This window comes from Pannonibacter sp. I15F10I1 (assembly GCF_900185665.1).
Lineage (GTDB): Bacteria > Pseudomonadota > Alphaproteobacteria > Rhizobiales > Stappiaceae > Pannonibacter > Pannonibacter indicus.
Genome location: NZ_FYAN01000026.1, coordinates 376,430 through 396,145, shown reverse-complemented (window position 1 = coordinate 396,145; position 19,716 = coordinate 376,430). Strand labels below are relative to the sequence as shown.

Annotated in this window: 12 protein-coding genes; 2 read left to right on the top strand and 10 right to left on the bottom strand. The window is 62.8% G+C overall.

Annotated features, from left to right (window positions below; genetic code table 11):
- Positions 1-197 precede the first annotated feature (197 nt).
- The gene (locus IF10I1_RS15060) at positions 198-1,952 is read right to left on the bottom strand and encodes a DUF6119 family protein (RefSeq protein ID WP_186393407.1); all 1,755 of its coding nucleotides are present in this window, start codon (positions 1,950-1,952) and stop codon (positions 198-200) included.
- A gap of 897 nt (positions 1,953-2,849) precedes the next feature.
- A complete protein-coding gene (gene gyrA, locus IF10I1_RS15055) occupies positions 2,850-5,660 on the bottom strand; it encodes a DNA gyrase subunit A (RefSeq protein WP_186393406.1) in 2,811 nt (936 codons plus the stop codon).
- 219 nt (positions 5,661-5,879) lie between these two features.
- Between gyrA and IF10I1_RS15050 the strand changes: the two genes are divergently transcribed.
- Positions 5,880-6,527, top strand: coding sequence for a MarC family protein (locus tag IF10I1_RS15050; RefSeq protein ID WP_050471448.1), 648 nt, complete (start codon positions 5,880-5,882; stop codon positions 6,525-6,527).
- 42 nt (positions 6,528-6,569) lie between these two features.
- Here the strand turns inward: IF10I1_RS15050 and IF10I1_RS15045 are convergent, their stop codons facing one another.
- From IF10I1_RS15045 to IF10I1_RS15015, 7 genes are all read right to left on the bottom strand, one after another.
- Positions 6,570-9,806 (bottom strand): efflux RND transporter permease subunit, encoded by a 3,237-nt coding sequence (locus IF10I1_RS15045; protein WP_186393405.1) that lies wholly within the window; start codon positions 9,804-9,806, stop codon positions 6,570-6,572.
- A complete protein-coding gene (locus IF10I1_RS15040) occupies positions 9,803-10,840 on the bottom strand; it encodes an efflux RND transporter periplasmic adaptor subunit (protein WP_208977428.1) in 1,038 nt (345 codons plus the stop codon). Before IF10I1_RS15040 ends, IF10I1_RS15045 begins: the two co-directional genes overlap by 4 nt.
- A 121-nt stretch (positions 10,841-10,961) precedes the next feature.
- On the bottom strand, positions 10,962-14,045 hold the full coding sequence (locus tag IF10I1_RS15035; protein WP_186393404.1) for a CHAT domain-containing tetratricopeptide repeat protein: 3,084 nt from the start codon (positions 14,043-14,045) through the stop codon (positions 10,962-10,964).
- A 221-nt stretch (positions 14,046-14,266) separates the two neighbouring features.
- A complete protein-coding gene (locus IF10I1_RS15030) occupies positions 14,267-15,199 on the bottom strand; it encodes a dihydrodipicolinate synthase family protein (RefSeq protein WP_186393403.1) in 933 nt (310 codons plus the stop codon).
- A 34-nt stretch (positions 15,200-15,233) separates the two neighbouring features.
- Positions 15,234-16,529, bottom strand: coding sequence for a TRAP transporter large permease (locus IF10I1_RS15025; RefSeq protein ID WP_050471444.1), 1,296 nt, complete (start codon positions 16,527-16,529; stop codon positions 15,234-15,236).
- The gene (locus IF10I1_RS15020; protein WP_186393401.1) at positions 16,526-17,068 is read right to left on the bottom strand and encodes a TRAP transporter small permease; all 543 of its coding nucleotides are present in this window, start codon (positions 17,066-17,068) and stop codon (positions 16,526-16,528) included. Before IF10I1_RS15020 ends, IF10I1_RS15025 begins: the two co-directional genes overlap by 4 nt.
- Positions 17,069-17,086: 18 nt before the next feature.
- Positions 17,087-18,088, bottom strand: a complete 1,002-nt coding sequence (locus tag IF10I1_RS15015; RefSeq protein ID WP_094462028.1) for a sialic acid TRAP transporter substrate-binding protein SiaP — start codon at positions 18,086-18,088, stop codon at positions 17,087-17,089.
- 159 nt (positions 18,089-18,247) lie between these two features.
- Between IF10I1_RS15015 and IF10I1_RS15010 the strand changes: the two genes are divergently transcribed.
- Positions 18,248-18,982, top strand: a complete 735-nt coding sequence (locus IF10I1_RS15010; protein WP_208977429.1) for a GntR family transcriptional regulator — start codon at positions 18,248-18,250, stop codon at positions 18,980-18,982.
- Positions 18,983-19,002: 20 nt separating this feature from the next.
- Here the strand turns inward: IF10I1_RS15010 and IF10I1_RS15005 are convergent, their stop codons facing one another.
- Positions 19,003-19,683 (bottom strand): GntR family transcriptional regulator, encoded by a 681-nt coding sequence (locus IF10I1_RS15005; RefSeq protein WP_094461777.1) that lies wholly within the window; start codon positions 19,681-19,683, stop codon positions 19,003-19,005.
- Positions 19,684-19,716 lie beyond the last annotated feature (33 nt).

Genomic DNA, 19,716 nt, shown 5'->3' with positions numbered 1-19,716 from the left:
GGAGGGCTGAAAGGCATCATACTGTGCAGAGGGCACCACGGAGACTGCGAAATGCCGATACAAGTGGGCGGGCTGTTCTTCCCAGTGAACCCTCCCGGAATTTTTTTCGTACAGATCCCTGACTTCCGCCAGCACCGTATTTTGAGCAGACTGACGCAGTCCTGCGCTGACGGCTTTTCCTAAGTTCATCGCGAGGCTCAGACTGACGCCAGTCGCTTCTTCGGTTTGCTCGCAGGGACTGCTTTCATATAGGAACAGATTTCAACCGGAACAAAACGCAATATAATATCTGAGTATTTGCATATATTCTGAAGTTGGTCGTGTAGAAGCTTTAACTCATATTGAGCCATGAAAGGCATATCAGATGCAGTTGGAATTTTTTTCTTTTTGTCGCACAAGATCCAGAGGCACACCCGATATCCGCTGCCGGAGTTATCCTTCATGTTCTCGGGGATGTGGTCTAGGTATTTCTGCTTCGTCGACGAAGCGGATTCACCGATATGCTTTCTAATCTCGTCGAGCAACGTTTGATCACGAACGAAACTTTCGCAGTAGAATCGAGTCTGTGCAAACAAGTAGCTGAGCGATGACGAGCCTCCATAGGGCTTGCAATTGATGATTCTCATCACCCCTTCGTCAGTTAGATCCAAGATATCACAGAACTCTTTGTCACTCCGGCTACCTCCTATTCTTAATTTCGCCGTATCAAACTTGATACTCTGTGGCCGACGCTTACATGCCTCGTCATTAAAGATGCCTTCCCTATTTTTACCCAGCACGGGATCGAATATCAAAATATTAGAATAGAGGGCCTCGGCGGGCTCTTGACGCACCTCCTTCGCGACAAAGTCGACAACACTATTGTAGAAATCACCAGCGACTACTTTCCATTCACCGTCTGTAAGAATGAAGTGTTGTTCGCCTAGCTTTTTCTCGAAGATGATGCAGTCGTATAGTGACCACCACTTGTTCGAAATTACGCGCTCGTCGGCGTGCGAATAAGCCCAAATCTTCTTGCTATGCAGCTTATTGATTGTAATCTGATCGAGTTTAAGAACCGTCTTTAGCTGAATAGGATCTAGATGCGCGTAGATATGATTCTCTGTGGCTGCATGGTCGCTATAGGAAAAGCTGTACTCTTCCGCAGCGAGGAATTCGGGGATCCAAAGCATAATTTGGTCGATATTACCTGCCTGCAGAACCTTCAATAGCTCTGCGTCAAGCAGTTCAACATCCTCATCAGTAGCGGCCTTGAAGTTCCGGTAATTTGGAAAGAGCTTGATGAAGTCGTCTTTTGCATAAGCGGCAAGGAATCGCTCACTGTGCTCAATCAATTTCTCCCAAGTGAGCCTCTCGCTTCCAACACCTTTAAATGTGAGGTGATCGCGACCTTGGAGAGTGATCAACGGGTTATTCTTCAGGTGCGCAGCCATCGACTTGAGGTCTTCGGCCTCGCTGAGGCCGAAGATAAAGCTGTTGGTCGGCTGCCCGACTTGGCGGTCAATCAACGTTGGCGTGAGCGACTGAGTCTGAGTCCGAGTCTGCCTAATACCCTCGTTCCCGCATAGATTCATCGCAGTTCGTATGCCAAAGTCACGTTCAAAATTTTTACGTTGGAGTAGAGCCGAAGCGCTACGCCCGAACGCCGCTATGAGCAGTCGATTGTCGACGATGAGCCCCAAGAGGGCATTTGCGTTTCTGCTAATACCGGCAAATGCTATTGGTGCTTTAAGCTGCTCATTCGCAAAATCCAGCCAAGGCGGATTTACCTTGGGTATCTCGCTTTCGAAATAGGCGAAGCGGCACTGCGTTCCAGAGATATTGAAATTAGCTTGAGTAAACTTCGGCTTCTTGGTCAACTTGTCCCATTCAAGAGAGTCCTCGAAACTCGTCTCCGGCTTGGCAAGATAGATCGAAATTTGCGTAAGTCCACGTTCCGTGTCGTCTGTCATCGACAACCTCCGCCGCACCATCGAAGCTTAATTACCAATAGAGAAGATTATGCTATATTCTTTGCCACCAGAACAAGGCCCCTTTGAGCATTCTAAGTAAAAGTAAAAACCCAATATTCGGGCGGAAATCAGCCGTTTTCCACAGATCGACCCGCCACCGACACCTTAAGGCACTCGCCATAAGTGTCATATCCCCCTCAGCCTGAACCGGCATCAACCCATTCTTGTCCGCAAGCAGGAGGACCGAGTGTTTCCCGCGGAAAGCCATGCGTTTCTGCCACGCTACCCCCCTTCCATCGTCATCCTCGGCCTTGTGCCGAGGATCTACACAAGTCAATGGCTTGTAGGTGGCCGGTACAAGCCCGGCCATGACGAAAGAGAAGAAGGCCTGCTTTGCCATCATCCTCGGGGCCGCACATATTGGATAGCTCAGGAGACACAGGCAGGCCTGAAGCAATGCTGAGTCACACGTGAGGCCATGCGTTCCGCCCCCACCATACCCCTCCTTCGTCTTCCCGGACGCAGCGGAGCGGAGATCCGGGACCGGTGAGCCACGGGCTATCTGCTTGGTCTTCAGACAGAACCAATCAGCACCCCGGCTCTCCGATCCCGGATCGCGCAGGGCGCGTCCGGGAAGACGATGGAGGGGTGGGCGGCGAGTGGCAAGAAAGCAAAAGGGCCGCCCACACGGGACGGCCCTCAGACTGCTGACAAACCTTCGGCCTCTCCATCGTCATCCTCGGCCTTGTGCCGAGGATCTATACAAATCAATGGCTTGCAGATGGTCGGGACAAGCCCGACCATGACGAACGAGAAGAAAGCCTGCTTTGTCATCAACCTCAGGGCCGCCCACACGGGACGGCCCTTCTTCGTTTCTGCGTCAGAACACCGTGCAGCTTACTCTTCGCCGCCCGTGTCCTCACCGCCGGTGTCTTCGCCAGCTTCCGGGCCAGCGCCTTCACCGGCAGTACCTTCAGCGGCGATGCCATCCACGGCTTCCTCGCTGTCGTCTTCCTCGCTGACGCGCTCCACGGCGACGACCTTTTCGTCCTCGGCGGTGTTGAAGACGATGACGCCCTGGGTGGCGCGGCCGGCGACGCGGATGCCGTCCACCGGGCAGCGGATCAGCTGGCCGCCGTCGGTCACCAGCATGATCTGGTCGCGGTCTTCCACGGGGAAGGAGGCAATCAGCGGGCCGTTGCGCTTGTTCACCGCCATGGCCGTGATGCCCTTGCCGCCGCGTCCGGTCACCCGGTACTCGAAGGACGAGGTGCGCTTGCCGTAGCCGTTTTCGGAGACGGTGAGGATCACCTGTTCCGCCGCACTCATTTCGGCGTAGCGCTCCTGCGGCAGTTCGCCGGCGGCGGCTTCCTCGCCGTCCTCGGCCACGGCTTCGCTGCCCGCATCATCGGCCTCGCCGCGCATCAGGCGGCGAAGCTTCAGATAGGCGGCACGCTCTTCCGAGGTGGCGTTGAAGTGGCGCAGGATCGTCATGGAGATCAGACGGTCATCGTCCGCCAGATTGATGCCGCGCACGCCGACCGAGTTGCGGCCCGCAAAGACGCGCACATCGGAGGCGGGGAAGCGGATGCACTGGCCGGCCGCCGTCGTCAGCATCACATCGTCATGCTCGGTGCAGGTGAAGACGCCGACGATGCCGTCGCCCTCTTCCAGCTTCATGGCGATCTTGCCGGAGCGGTTGATCTGGGTGAAGTCGGACAGCTTGTTCCGGCGCACGGTGCCGCGCGTCGTGGCGAACATCACGTCCAGATCGCCCCAGGTGTCCTCGTTCTCCGGCAGCGGCATGATCGAGGAGATCTGCTCGCCGGGTTCCAGCGGCAGCATGTTGATCAGTGCCTTGCCACGCGACGTGGGGCCGCCCAGCGGCAGGCGCCAGACCTTCATCTTGTAGACGATGCCGCGTGAGGAGAAGAACAGCACCGGCGTGTGGGTGTTGGCCACGAACAGGCGGGTGACGAAATCCTCGTCCTTGGTCGCCATGCCCGAACGGCCCTTGCCGCCCCGGCGCTGGGCGCGGTAGGTCGCCAGCGGCACGCGCTTGATGTAGCCGCCATGGCTGACGGTGACCACCATGTCCTCGCGCTGGATGAGGTCTTCGTCCTCCAGATCCGCGCCGCCTTCCACCAGCTCCGTCTTGCGGGGGGTGGCGAAGTCGTTGCGGATGGCCAGCAGTTCATCGCGGATGATCTGCTGCACCCGGGCGCGGGAGCGCAGGATGTCCAGATAGTCGGAAATCTCGTCGCCGAGCTTGTTCAGCTCGTCGCCGATTTCATCGCGGCCAAGGGCGGTCAGGCGCTGCAGGCGCAGGTCGAGGATGGCGCGGGCCTGTTCCTCGGAGAGCCGGTAGCTGCCGTCGGCGTTGACGGTGTGGCGCGGGTCATCGATGAGGCGGACCAGCGGCTCCATGTCCTTGGCCGGCCAGTCACGGCCCATCAGCAGGGCGCGGGCGGTGGCCGGGTCCGGCGCGGTGCGGATGAGGTGGATCACCTCGTCGATGTTGGCAACGGCAATGGCAAGGCCCACCAGCACATGGGCGCGGTCACGCGCCTTGGCCAGCAGGAAGCGGGTGCGCCGGCCGATGACTTCCTCGCGGAAGACAACAAAGGCCTTCAGCATGTCCATCAGCGTCATCAGCTCGGGGCGGCCGCCGTTCAGCGCCACCATGTTGCAGCCGAAGCTCTGCTGCAGCGAGGAGAAGCGGTAGAGCTGGTTGAGGATCACGTCGGCGACGGCATCCTTCTTCAGCTCGATCACCACGCGCATGCCGAGGCGGTCGCTCTCGTCGCGGATGTCGGAGATGCCTTCGATGCGCTTTTCGCGCACCAGTTCGGCGATCTTCTCGATCATCGTGGACTTGTTGACCTGATAGGGGATCTCGGTGACGATCAGCGCCTCGCGCCCGGCGCGCAGCTGCTCCACCTCGACCTTGCCGCGCATGACCAGCGAGCCGCGGCCCGTCTCATAGGCCGAGCGGATACCGGAGCGGCCAAGGATCGTGCCGCCGGTCGGGAAGTCCGGGCCGGGGATGATTTCCATCAGCTCGCCGAGGCTGATCGCCGGATTTTCCATCACGGCGATGGCGCCATCGATCACTTCGCCGAGGTTGTGCGGCGGAATGTTGGTGGCCATGCCGACGGCGATGCCGCCTGCGCCATTGACGAGCAGGTTCGGGAACTTCGCCGGGAGGACGACAGGCTCGGTCTCGGAGCTGTCGTAGTTCTCCTGGAAGTTGACCGTGTCCTTGTCGATGTCATCCAGAAGCGTATGGGCAACCTTCTGCAGACGGCATTCGGTGTAGCGCATGGCCGCAGCCGGGTCGCCGTCCACCGAACCGAAATTGCCCTGCCCGTCGATGAGCGGCAGGCGCAGGGAGAAGTTCTGCGCCATACGCACGAGGGCGTCATAGATCGCGCTGTCACCATGCGGGTGATATTTACCCATCACGTCACCGACCACGCGGGCCGACTTGCGATAGGGCTTGTTCCATTCGTAGCCGTTCTCGTGCATCGAATAGAGGATGCGCCGGTGAACAGGCTTGAGCCCGTCCCTCACGTCGGGAAGCGCGCGGCTGACAATCACGCTCATGGCGTAATCGAGATAGCTGCGCTTCATCTCATCCGTGATGGAGACGGGGCGAATGTCGGACGGCAGGGATGCGCCCGGCGTACTTGAATCCTGATCGGCCAAGGAGTTGCTCGCCTTCTCTCTTTATGCTGCGCCGTTTATAGCCGATTCCGCCCTGCTCTCCAAATCGCCCTGCCCTGGCAGGGCCAGATATTCTCTATGTTTTTCAATGATTTACAGCGACAATTCACAGCCCCCGGAAAAGAATGCGGCAGCATGCGGGCAAAATGGCCCGCTGCGCTGCTATAAAGAAGCATAAGGTCTCCGGAATCCTTGGGGGGAATGGTCTTGATCGAGTTCATCCTGAACGCATTTGCCACGCTCTTCGTCACCATTGATCCGGTGGGTCTGGCACCCATGTTCCTGGCGCTGACCTCTGGCGTTTCCGCCGCCGACCGGCGCCGCGTGGCGGTGCGGGCGACGCTGACGGCGGGGGCCATTCTCTTCGTCTTCTTCTTCAGCGGCCAGACGGTTTTGAACCTTCTGGGCATCTCCGTTCCGGCCTTCCGCGTTGCGGGCGGCCTGCTGCTGTTTGCCATCGCCTTTGAAATGGTGTTCGACCATCGCAACAAGCGCAAGTCGGAGACGGCCGAGAAGGCCGTGGAGCACAGCCGGCAGGATCTTCATGCCCTCGCCGTGTTCCCGCTCTCCATCCCGCTGATAGCCGGCCCTGCGGCGATTTCCGCCGTCATCCTGCTGTCGAGCCAGGCGCCGGATACGGCGACCTACGCCGGTGTGGGCGGCGTCATCCTCAGCATACTTGCCTGCTGCATGGGCGCGTTCCTGCTGGCCGACAAGATCGAGCGGCTGATGGGCGACACGGTGCAGATGGTCGTCACCCGGCTTCTGGGCGTGCTTCTGGCGGCCCTATCCATCCAGTTCATCGCCGACGGCGTCATCGCCTTTGCCAATGGTGCCATGGCGCAGTGAGGAAAAGGACGGCCTGAGACAAGAACATCTCAGGCCGTTGCCTCACGCCCGGCCATCCTCCCGCAGCACCACATAGATCGCCGGGATCACCAGCACGGTGAGCAGCGTCGAGGATGCAAGGCCGAAGAGCAGCGAAATCGCCAGCCCCTGGAAGATCGGATCGGTGAGGATCACCGCGGCGCCGATCATCGCCGCCACAGCCGTCAGCAGGATCGGCTTGAAACGGATGGACCCGGCCTCCAGCAGCACATCGCGCAGGGAGCGTTCCGGCTTGCGGGCATGGCGGATGAAATCCACCAGCAGGATCGAGTTGCGCACGATGATACCGGCCAGCGCGATGAAACCGATCATCGAGGTGGCGGAAAAAGGCGCGCCGAAGATCCAGTGCCCGAGCAGAATGCCGATGAGTGTCAGCGGCACCGGCGTCAGGATCACCAGCGGCACGGTGAAGGAGCGGAACTGCCCCACCACCAGCACGTAGATGCCGAGCAGCGCCACGGCAAAGGCCGCGCCCATGTCGCGGAAGGTGATGAAGGTCACCTCCCACTCCCCGTCCCACAGAAGCACGGTTTCGTCATCGCTGACAGGCTGGCCGTGATAGCTGATCTGCGGCTTCGGCAGATCCGCCCAGTCTGCCGCATCAATGCCGTCCGCCACCGCCAGCATGCCGTAGATGGGCGCCTCGAACTCCCCGGCGAGCTCCGCCGTCACCAGTTCGGCCGGGCGGCCATTGTGGCGGTAGATGAGGTGGGACGCCGGTTCGCGGGTGAGGCGCACCACGTCCCCCAGTTCGACGACACCCCGGCTGCCCGGCATGGCATTGGCGGCCACGGGCGTCGAGAGAAGCCTCTGTCCGAGGCTCCGGTCCGCCTTCGGCAGCGCCAGAACAATGGCGAGCGGCGCCCGCCCCTCGCCCCGGTGCGAATAGCCCGCAGGCGTGACGCCGAGAAGCGTGCTGATGGTCTGGTAGACGTCAGCCTCCGAGACGCCATGGAACTCCAGATTCTCGCTGTCGATCTCGATGCGGATGCGCTCGGCAGGAAGCCCCTGGCTGAGATCGATATCGACGATGTAGGGCACGGCCTTGAAGACGTCCGCGACCCTTTGGGCCACGGCCCGGCGTGTGTCGGGGTCCGGCCCATAGATTTCCGCCTGCAACGTCGCCATCACCGGCGGTCCGGGCGGCACTTCCACCACCTTCACCGAGGCGCCGAGCGGCAGATCAAGCCCCGCCAGCCGCTCACGGATTTCAAGCGCAATAGCGTGGCTCTCGCGGGACCTCTCGCCCTTGGGCAGGAGGTTGACCTGCAGGTCGCCCAGTTCCGGCCCGCTGCGCAGGAAGTAATGCCGCACAAGGCCGTTGAAGTTGAAAGGCGCAGCCGTCCCGGCATGGGCCTGGACGGACAGGATCTCCGGCACGCCTTCCAGCAGGCGCACAGCCTCGCCCAGCTGGCGGGCGGTCATTTCCAGCGCCGTGCCCTCCGGCATGTCCAGCACCACCTGCACCTCCGACTTGTTGTCGAAAGGCAGCAGCTTCACCGTCACATGCCGGGTGTAGATCAGCACCATGCTGGCAAGCGTGGCCACGCCGACCAGCAGCAGGAAGGCAAGCGCCCGGCCCCGCGTCTTCAGCACTGGCCGTGCAGCGGCGCGGAAGATCCACCCCAGCTTGCCCCCATCAGCTGCCTCGTGGTGGCCCTCGCCCGCCTTGCGCCCGGCGATCTTCAGCATGGCCCAGGGTGTCAGCACCACGGCGACGAAGAAGGAGAACAGCATCGCCGCCGAGGCCACGGCCGGGATCGGGCTCATGTAGGGGCCCATCATGCCGGAGACGAACATCATCGGCAGCAGGGCGGCCACCACCGTCAGCGTGGCGATGATCGTCGGATTGCCGACCTCCGCCACGGCGGCAATCGCTGCGCTGGCCCGGCTGCGGCCATCATTCATGGCCCAGTGGCGGGCGATGTTCTCGATCACCACGATGGCATCATCCACCAGAATGCCGATGGCAAAGATCAGCGCAAACAGGCTCACCCGGTTGATGGTGTAGCCCATCATCTGGGCGGCAAAGAGCGTCAGCAGGATCGTCACGGGAATGACGATGGCCACCACCAGCCCCGCCTGCCAGCCGATGGCCACCACCACCAGAATGACGATGGACACGGTGGCCAGCGCCAGATGGAACAGCAGTTCATTGGCCTTTTCATTGGCCGTTTCGCCATAATCGCGGGTGATGTGGACGGAGACGCCCTCCGAGATCAGTGAGCCTTCAAGGCTCTCCAGATGCTCGCGGACCTCTTCGGCGATCAGCACCGCATTGGCCCCTGCCCGCTTGGCCACGGCAATGGAGACGGCCGGCACCGGCGTCAGGCTGCCGGAGGACGCGTCACGGCCGTAATGCCAGACCTGACGGTCTTCCGTGCCTGCGCCAACCGTGATGGTGGCCACGTCCTTGACATAGACCGGACGTCCATCGCGGCTGGTGATCAAGAGGTTGCCGATGGCCGGAATGGTGCCGAGCGTCTGCCCCGCCACAGCCTGCAGCGCCTCACCATCCTGCCGCACGGTGCCGGCGAGGAACGAACGGTTGGCGCTGGTGATCTTGCCCAGAAGCTGGTCCAGCGTCACGTTGAGCCGTGACAGCCGTTCCGGGTCCGGCTCCACCCGGATTTCGTCCGGGCCCGTGCCCACCAGATAGGTCAGCCCCACGTCATCCAGCCGCGCCAGCGACGTGCGCACTTCCTGCGCCAGGCCGTAGAGCGCTGACGGGCTCCAGTTTTCTGCCGAGGCCGCATCCGGGGCAAGCGTTGCCACCACGATGGCCACATCATCCACCCCGCGCCCGACGACGAGCGGCTCGGGAATGCCGGAAGGAATGCGGTCCATGTTGGCGCGGATTTTCTCATGCACCCGCAGGATGGCGCTGTCGGAGGGCGTGCCGGTCAGAAACCGGGCCGTCACCATGACCCGGTCATCCTGCGTCTGGCTATAGACATGCTCCACGCCATTGATGGCCTTGACAATGGTCTCCAGCGGCTCGGTGACGAGCTTGACCGCATCAGGGGCCTTGAGGCCATCGGCGTTGACCAGAATATCCACCATGGGCACGGAAATCTGCGGCTCTTCCTCGCGCGGCAGCGTTGCCAGCGAGATAAGCCCGACAATCAGCGAGGCAAAGAGCAGCAGCGGCGTCAGCGGCGAGGCGATGAAAGCGGCGGTCAGGTGGCCCGACAGGCCGAGGCCTGCCTGCGGCGGCATACCGTTGGGTGTCTGGCTCATGGCAGAACCACCACATCACCGGCGGCAAGACCGCTCAGGACTTCCACCTGCGGGCCATCCTGCGCTTCGAACACCTGCCCGCGCTGCACGGTGATGGCCGCAGCGCTGCCGTCCTTGCGGCGCAGCTGCACATAATCAAGCCCGTAACGGGTGGTCAGCGCCGCCTCCGGCACGGCCAGAACGCTTCGGGTGCCCGTGGCGATCTCGACCGGAATCCGTTCGCCGACGAAAAAATCGCCCATGTCCGGCGCAGAGGCATCGGCAATCACCCGCCCGCCGCGCAGCTCCGGATAGACCAGCGTGATCTCGCCGCTGCGCCGGGCAGCGCCCGCCTCTTGCGGCAGGTGCAGGGTGTCTCCGGCCTTCATCAGACCCGCATGGCGTTCGGGAAGCTCCAGCCGCAGGATGAAGCCTTCGCGTGCGATTTCGGCAATGGTTTCGCCCGGCATCACCAGCGCCCCCAGTGCGACGGGCACGGACAGGACACGGCCGCTGGCGGCCGCCAGTATCTCGCCTTCCCGCTCCTGCTGGTCCAGCACATCGCGCTCGGCTTCGGCGGCTCTCAGGCTGTTGCGCGCCACCTCCAGCTGGGTTTCAAGCTGATCGACACGGGCCTGCGAGATGGTGCCGCGCGCCAGCAGCTGCCGCGCCCGGCCGGCCTCCGTCTCCAGATTGGCCGCTTCGGACTGCGCTGCCGCAATCTGGGCGCTGAGCGCCTGCCGCCGCAGCGCCAGCTTCTCATCGACGATGCGGCCAATCCTCTGCCCCGCCTGCAGGGCATCGCCCTCTTTCACGGCGAGCTCCGTCACCGTGCCTTGCGTGCGGGCCCGCACCGGCACCCGGACGGCCGGTTCGACGGTCGCATAGACCGCCTTCCAGTCGGTCACCTCCAGCGGCTGGACCGCCAGATCAGCCGCACCGGCCCCCGCGGGCAGCAGCAAGGCGGCAATGACAGCGGCCATGCAGATCAGGCGCTGAGGATCACAAAGGCCGCGCAGCGGCGCGGAAGGAACGGGACAAGTCGATGCGGGCATTGGGATTCCCATATTTTCATTATTTTGAAAATATAAGACTAAGCCTCAGCCCTGCCAATGTGTAATTCCCGGTATGCCCGTGCGCGCCTCAACGCCTCTTGGCGGCACATCTGACCCGGCCTCAGTGCTCGAACAGCACGAAGGCATAGGTCAGCTCCGGATCGACGCCCTCGATCCGCCCGGCCCAGGCATCGCGCTTGGTGGCGATGAAGGCCTTGGAATAGGTCATGCCGTCGCGCAGCAGGTGTTCATGAAAGCGGATCATGAAACGGGAGGTCGCCCGGTCCGGCACATTGTCGATGGTCAGCAGCGAGCGGCGGGCACCGGCGATGGACAGCGCCATCGGCAGGCCGCGCACCGTGGCCGTGACCCCTGGGTCTCCCAGTGCGGTTTCACAGGCGGCGATGATGACAAGCCCGGCGCCGCTCAGGTTCCAGTCCAGCACCTCGCGGGCATGGACAACATTGTCGGACGGATCATCGCCCTCGCCACTGTCCTTGAGATCCGCCAGCACGAAACCCGTATTGGTCAGCCGCGCGGCGCCGCCATCGTCTTCCCGGTAGAAGCCATGGGTGGCGAGATGGATGATGGAAGAGCTTTCCACCCCGGCCCGCACTCCGCTCTCAGTCGCCGTCTTGCCGGTGAGAAGGCTGGGCTTGAAGCCGGCCGCACCGGCAAGCTCCGCAATCGCCTGAACCTCGCTGGCCGTTCCTGGCAAGGGCACCACACTGGCATCGGGCCCATAGTCCAGCCCGCCAGCCAGCAGAATCCCCGCGCCCGGTTCCGGCCTGCTGTGGCTGTCCCGGTAGGCATAGGCCTCCCGGCTGGTGATGAGATGCACGTCCACCAGCTCGCCCAGCCGCTTGCCATCCCCGGTCCTCAGTTCGGCAAGCGCCCACTGATAGAGCGAGTCGTCCGGGATGATGTAAAGCGAGCCCGCGCCCTCGGCGGCCGAAGCCAGAACCTTGGCAAGGCGCGTCTCGATCGCCTTCATCACGAAACCTGCCGGGGCCTCGCCGTCCTTCATGCGGATGGTGCCGATCTGGTCCACCTGCGGCGGCTGGCCGGGACGTGAGATCACGGCACGGAGCTCGTAAGCATCCGGATAGCCCCGGCGCTCCACCGGCCATCTGCGGGTGACCGCAAGATCCACGATCACATCCCCCGCTTCCGGTTCGGCAACCGCTTCTGGAACCGTCACCGGCCCACGGAACCAGGGTGTCACCTCGGTCAGGCCACGCGCCGCACGGGCCTCGTTGAGTGCCTTGCGGGCCTCCTCCATTTCCTGCCGCTGGGGATCGAGTTCGTCCGTATAGAGCGTGCCCGTCACCAGCTCGCGGAAACGGCCGGACTTGCGGAAATAGGTGAGGATCAGCTCCCGGTAGGCCTGGTCCTGCGTTGTTTCGGCTTCCCGGCGCAGATCGAGCTCGGTCTGGCGCGTCAGGGTCTTCCAGCTGTCCAGCGAGGCGGCGAAGTGGCGGGCCGCATCCGCGTTGTCCCGCGTAAAATCCGCAAAGGCCGCCAGCATGTCATCGGCCAGAATGCGCGCCGAGCGGGCGGCGCTGAGACTACCTGCTGCGGTCACATTAGCCCTTGTCCAGCCGGACATCGCTGCATCCAGCTGGCGGAAGCCCTCTGCGGCCTCTTCCGGCTTCAACCGGCTCAGCAGCCGCAGGCGCGCAAGCTCCGCGTCGAAACTCAAGGGATGAGCGTCCGTGAACCGCTCATAGGCCACATCCCGGGCGCTCTCGCGGTAGGTCAGCGCCAGATCGTCATAGCCCCGCCGCTCCGCCTCCGAGGCATAGAGATCAAGATAGGCCAGCCGCTGCTCGGTTCCGGCAGTACGCCCTTCAAGCCCGGCCGTATCACGCAGCGCCGCATCCTCAATCGTCTTCACACCGCTGCGGTAAGCCACATAATCGCGCCAGGCAGCGATCATCTGGATGTAGCGCGGCGCGTAGTCCATATCGGTGGCGATGGACTCAAGCGACTTCAGCGTCCGCTCCGCATCCTCCCAGCGTTCCAGATCCAGCTGGTCATGGGCCATGTTCAGGGCCGACGCCAGCGTCAGGGGCGCCGCATTGCCGTATTTGTCATGGCGCTTCAGGTAGACGTCAAAGTCGATGATCAGCGCATCGGACGGCAGCTTCAGCGAGCGCAGCACGGCTGCATGATTGTTCCTGACACGCCAGTAGTCCGGATCGTCCGCCCCGAACAGGCGCCACATCTGCGGCACCATATAGCTGTAGGCCGCCTCCGCCCCCGCCAGCTGCCCGGCGGCATGCATGGTCTGGGCAAGGCCGTCATAGGCATCGTAGCCCTCCTTGCTCTCCGGCCCGAAGATGCTGAAGAGCTCGTTCATCGCGGGCAGGTGCAGCCGCAGCGCCTCGTCATACGCCCCCGTATCACGCAGGAAGACGGCATAGTTGAACATGAGGAAGGCGCGGCCGGGGCTCGTGGTGCTGGCGAACAGCGGCGAGGTCATGCCGCGCTCGTAGATTTCGGCTGCCATCTCCGCAGAGCCGTGGGTCATGAAGGCATCACCGCCCTCGGACACGGTGTTGAAGAAGTGGCCGTCCTCGCGGGAGGCCTCCAGCGTGTCCAGCGCGGCCATGAGGGCGTCGAAGGCCTCATCGTCCCGGTCCGTGGACAGAAGCGCATAGGCCTTGTTCACCAGCGCGCGGTGGTAGCGGCGGGCGTCCTCCGTCTTGTTCTCCTGCGCCCCTTCAACCATCTGCCGCAGCAAGGCATCCTGCTCGGCGGGCTTTCCGGCATTGCCGGCAGCGACAGAGAAATCGAACAGAAAGGCGTCAAGCTCAGTTCCCTCCAGCCGCTCCATCAGCGGAGCCGCCTGTGCGGCAATGACGGCATAGGTTTCGGGCCAGCCGCCGGCGGTTGCCGTCCTGTTGACCAGCGTAGTGATGAGCTTGCCCGCCCGCGACGGTTCCTTCTCGGCAAGCTCATGGGTCAGCGCCTGCCGCAGATCATCCCGCTCCGCCACCACAGGCCCAATGTAGCGGGTCATGTCCTGCGGGATGGTGAGGTCTTCTTGCCGCTGCGCAAAGGCAGATGGCGGCAGGGCAGTTCCGCCCATCAACAGGGCGAGCAGCAGAGCGCCCGTGCTGATCTTCAGCCTGACTGCCCGGTCTCTCAAGACGGCCTGGAGGGGCTTGCGGGACTGAAGAACAGGCGTCTGGCTGAACATGCAGGGCGGCTCCATGGACTTGCGCGCAACGGATCACCGCCGCTTTGGACAAGGACTAACGCCCTCGTCAAATTCCGCAAGTCCAGGGAAGGTTCCATCCGGCCTTGCCGGCAGCTCCGCATACAAGGGCGTTCGATGCTGCCGCATCACGCCTTGAAATTGCTCATGCGCCGCACGGGCTTGACCAGCACTCAAGCGGTCAAGCCCGTTGAGTGCGGGTATCAGCCGAGCGCTGCAATCTTTTCACGGAACTGCGCCGTGCCCTGCTCAATCCGGTCGAGGATCACATCCAGCGCCCAGAACTTGTCGAAGATGTCATAGGTGATGGTGCGGCAGTGGTCATGCCGGAAGGTGCCGAGGCGCTGGTGATAGACCTTGGCAAGCTTCGGATAGCCCATCGGCTCGCACATGGCGGCAAGGGCGAGGAACACGGCCAGTTCCTCGGCCAGTTCCGGATGAGAGGTTCCGTGATCTTCCAGCCAGCGGTAGAGGTCCGGATGCACGTTGTTCATGACACCGCAGAAGCCCTTGGAGCCTGCCTGCATCGCCGGATAGGCAATGGCCGCATTGGCATTGCTGATGGCAAGCGGCGAGCCATTGGTCAGGGCGACGCGCCGCTTGACCACGTCCAGATTGCAGGAAACATCCTTCAGCATCAGGAAGCGGCCTGTGTCTGCACAGAATCTGATCTCGTCATCCGTCAGCAGGCGGCGGTACGGCGCAGGGCATTCGTAGAGGCCCAGCGGTACATCCTTCGGCAGAGCTGCCAGAAGATCATCGAGGCGGGCGCGGAACACATCCGTCCCCTCGTCCTTCTGCGCCAGGCGGTTGGTCACCAGCACCAGCCCGTCAACGCCCGTGGCGGCAATGGCGGTCATTTCCGCCTTCTGGTCTTCGGCGCTGTCCGAGATGTGGCCCGAGGCGACGACCGGCACGCGGCCCATCACCTTCTCCATGGTGAAGCGGGCAAGGTCCACCCGCTCCTCAAGGCTCAGGAACTGCATTTCGGAAGACTGGCAGACGGCAAAGAGCGCCTCGCTGCCATGGGCCAGATACCACTCGATCAGGGCCTCGTAGCCCTCCCAGTCGATCCGGTTGTCCGGGGTAAACGGGGTCAGGACAACGGGCACAATTCCGCCAATAGGAGCGAACACGTCAGGTTCCTTTCAGCATTAAGGACAGGTGAGGTCAGCCGGCGTAGCCGAACATGCGGGGCAGCCAGAGGACCAGATCAGGGAAGAGGATGAGCGCCAGCAGCGCCGCCAGAAGCGCCCCGAGGAAGGGCCAGATCTCGCGGATCATCTCGCGCAGGGAAATGCCGGTGACGGCGTTGATGACGAAAAGCACGATACCATAAGGCGGCGTGATCAGGCCGATCATGCAGTTGACGATGGCCACGACACCGAAATGCACCAGATCGATGCCAAGCTCGCGGCAGGCCGGCAGGAACAGCGGAATGATGACGAGGATCAGCGTCGAGGCATCCAGAAGACAGCCGAGCAGCAGCAGCAGCACGTTGATCATCAGCAGGAACATCAGCGGCGAAATGTCGAGCGCTCCGGCGAAGGCCCGCATATGCGCCGGAATATTCTCCGAGGCGACGATGTAGTTGAAGATCAGCGCCCCGCCGATGACGACGCCCACCGAGGCCGACTGCCTTGCGCTGACGCGCATGATGTCCCAGAACGCGCGGAACGACAGCGCCCGGTAGAACACCACCGACAGGAACAGGGCATAAAGCGCAGCCAGAGCGGCGGCTTCCGTCGGCGTGGTCATGCCGCCGTAGATGCCGACCAGCAGGATCACCGGCATCATCAGCGCCGGAAAGGCATTGACCGTCAGGCGCGGGATCTGCCGGACCGGAACCGGCTCCTCCAGCTTGAAGCCGCGCCGCGCAGAAATGCGGGCGTTCATCAGCATAAGCACGGCCCCCATGATCAGGCCCGGCACGATGCCGCCGAGGAACAGGTAGCCGATCGACTGGTCCGACACGAGCGCATAAAGCACCATCGGGATCGACGGGGGAATGATGGGGCCGATGGTGGAAGAAGCCGCCGTGATCGCCGCCGCATAACCGGCCGTATAGCGCCCGCCCTCGCGCATCATGTTGATGATCAGCTTGCCGATACCGGCCGCATCGGCAACCGCCGAGCCGGACATGCCGGCGAAGATGAGGCTTGCCACCACATTCACATGGCCGAGCCCGCCCCGGAAGCGCCCGACAATGGCCACGACAAAGCCGAGCAGCCGTTCGGACACGGTTCCCGCATTCATGATGTTGGCGGCCACGATGAACAGCGGCACGGCGAGAATGACATAGCTGTCATAGATGCCCTGAATCAGCTGCTCTGCGGGCAGCGCCATATCCTGACCGCGCATGGCCACATAGACGATCGAGGACACGATCATGGACAGGGCAATGGGCGCCCCGAGGGCGGCCAGCGCAAGCAGCACGCCCAGGCAGACGATGAATGCAAGGGTCACAGCCGCCCTCCCCCATTGGCCAGGATTTCAGCCGAATTGTCCGTATCGTCTTCGCCGGGCGCTTCCCCTCGCACGATCCTGGCGGCCCGCCAGATGTAGCGGCCGATGATGGCCGCAGCGAACAGCGCATAGATGCCGAAGACGTAGTCCAGACGCCACTTCAGGATGGCGCTCTTCTTGATCTTGTAGAAGGTGATGTAGTCCCAGGTGGCGGGAAGTGCCGCGGCAAAGGCTGCCACGATCACCAGCGCGGCCACAAGGGCCATGACACGGCGCGTGCGCCGGCCTGCAGCCTGATAGAACAGGTCGAAGCGGACATGGGAGGTTTCCGGGAGGCAGAACGCCGTCCCCCAGAGCACCACCCACAGCCACAGTGTCATGCTGAATTCCACCGTCCAGCCGATCTCGATCCCAGGATAAAACCGCAGGAAGACATAGCGGGACAGGACCTGAAAGATGAAGGTGGCGAACAGGGCGGCGAGCAAGCCCGCCGCCACATGATCCGCCCCGGCCTGCAAGCGGCGGGCGATTTCACGCATGACCTCTATCTCCGGAACTCAGAGGGCGTTGATCTGATCGACCATGCCTTCCGGCCAGGACTTGGAGAAGTCCGATTCCAGATACTGCTTCTGCACATGGGTGCGGAAAGCCTCGATATCCGGCGTGTAGACCTTGAGCCCCTGATCCTTGAAGAACTGCTCCAGCTCCGCCTCAAGCGCCAGCTGCTTCTGGCGGCCGCTTTCGGCAGCCTCATCAGCGGCCTTCTGCACGGCGGCCTGCTGTTCTGCGGTCAGGCTGTCCCAGACCTTCTTGGAGAAGGCAATGTAGTTGAGGTCCACCAGATGCGAGGTCAGAACGATCTGCTTGGTGACTTCATAGAACTTCACGTCGCGGTTCGTCGGCAGCGGGTTGTCCTGAGCATCAATCGCGCCGGTCTGCAGGCCGGTGTAGACTTCCGTGAAAGCCATCGGCACCGGGCTCGCGCCAAGCGCCTTGCCGAGGAACTGCCAGGCTTCGGAACCGGGCATGCGCAGCTTGACGCCTGCAAGGTCTGCCGGGGTCTTGATTTCCTTGTCCGTGCGCAGGTTCAGCTGGCGCCGGCCGAGATACATGACGGAGAGCAGCTTGACGCCAAGCTCGTCCTCAACCTTCTGCTTCAGCGGCTGCATGAATTCGGCGGCAAACACCTTTTTCTGGTGCTCGGCGTCCTTGTGCAGGTAACCGGCGGTGAAGATGGAGAATTCCGGGAAAATGGCCGCCAGTTCCTGCGCCGAGGTGATGGCCATTTCCAGGTTGCCGCGGGCGATGGCCTCCAGTTCAGTGCCCTGCTTGAACAGCGAGGCATTATAATGCGGCTGATACTCGGCAAATTCTGCAATCGCCGGAGCGAAGATGGTGGACAGCGCCACGGTGCGGCTGTCCGTCTCGGTCGCGGGGGTCGACATGCGCAGGGTGATCTTGTCAGCGGCGAGTGCCGGAATCGTGCACAGAACGGCTGCGCCCGCGGAGACGGCAGCAACGGTGCTCAGAAACTTGCGGCGGGTCAGGCTCAGATCCATCATATCCTCCCAGATCGGTCTTGTTATGGCCCCGGTCTTGCTCCTCCAAGCCGGCTGGCCGCCCCGTCCCCAGACCAGCGTGAAATTCACCCCACTGGAAAACGGCGTGACAGTGTCGTAACATGTCAGCATGCGGTTAGCAATCTGAGTAAAGCAGGAATGAACACGCAAACGATATCCCGGCAGAACGGCCGGACGCCTGAGGCAGAAGGTGCGGCGGCAAAGCCTGTCTCTCTGCGTCAGGCCGCCTATGAGGGGATCGAAGAGCTGCTGAACTCAGGCCGCCTGCGCCCCGGGCAACTCATCAGCCAGCGTGAACTGATGGATATGACCGGCGCAACCCTCGGCGCCGTGCGTGAAGCCATCCCCCGATTCGAGGCAGAAGGCCTGCTGGTGACCGTGCCCAAACGCGGCCTGATGGTGCCGGGGCTCGACATTCACTTCGTTCGTGATGCCTATCAGATGCGCCGCCTGCTCGAAGTCGCAGCCCTGCCGGAGATCGCCGCCAAACTCGACCCTACCTTGCTGAGAAACTGGATTGCCCGGCACCAGGAAGGCCAGGCGCAGCTGTTGCAGGCAGACCCCGCAGGCCATGACGCCGCCGCCCACATGATCCAGCATCTCGACTGGGAAATGCATGAGGGCCTGATTGCGGCGCTGGGCAATGCGGTGATGAGCAATGTCTACCGCGTCAATGCCATCAAGGTGCGCATGGCAGTGCAATCGCAGATCAAGGTGACACCAGCCAATGCGGTGCGCGTCATCCGCGAGCATCTGGCTTTTCTGGAGCCCATGGCGGAGGGGCGGCATGCCGAAGCACAGCAGGCGCTGAACCTCCACATCACCAATTCCATGCGCATCGCGCTGGGCGAGCCGATCACCGGCGGCCCGTGACCCGCGCGCCGGAGCCGAAGTCAGGCGCTGGCCTGCTCCAGCGTGCGCATGGCAAATTCACCGCGCAATTCGCCGTAAACGGCCGCCTGCACCTGAATGTGGGAGCGCATCAGCCGCTCGGCCGCAGCCGTGTCCCCGGCCTCCAGAGCGTTGAGGATGTCCCGGTGCTCCTGCATGGAGGCGCGCAGCCGGTCTGCGGCAGAAAGCTGTGCCTGCCGGAAAGGCCTGAGGCGGCGCTGCATGGCGCGCGTTTCTTCCGCCAGAAAACTGTTGCCGGACGCATCATAGATCAGGCCGTGAAAGATGGCGTTCTCGTCGTAGTACTTGCGGAAATCGCCGGCGGCGAAGGCCCGCTCGCATCCATCCGCCGCCCGGCGCAGCAGCATCAGCTGGGCGGCCGTGATCCGGGCCGCGGCAAGACGGGCGCACCAGGCCTCAAGCTCGGCCATCACCTCGAACATCTCCACCAGCCGCACGAAGTCGGGCTGGCGGACGAAGGCGCCGCGGTTGTGGATAAGTTCGACCAGGCCGGAGGCGGCCAGCAGCCGCAAGGCCTCGCGCAGCGGCGTGCGCGACACGCCAAACTCACGGGCCAGCGACACCTCGTCCAGCCGTTCCCCCTGGCTGAAGCGCCCCTCGGCGATAAGGCCCTCAAGCTGTTCAAAGATATGTTCTGCGGTTGGCAGTCTGACAGTGCTCACAGCCGTTCTCCTTCTCCCGCAAACCTCTATGGC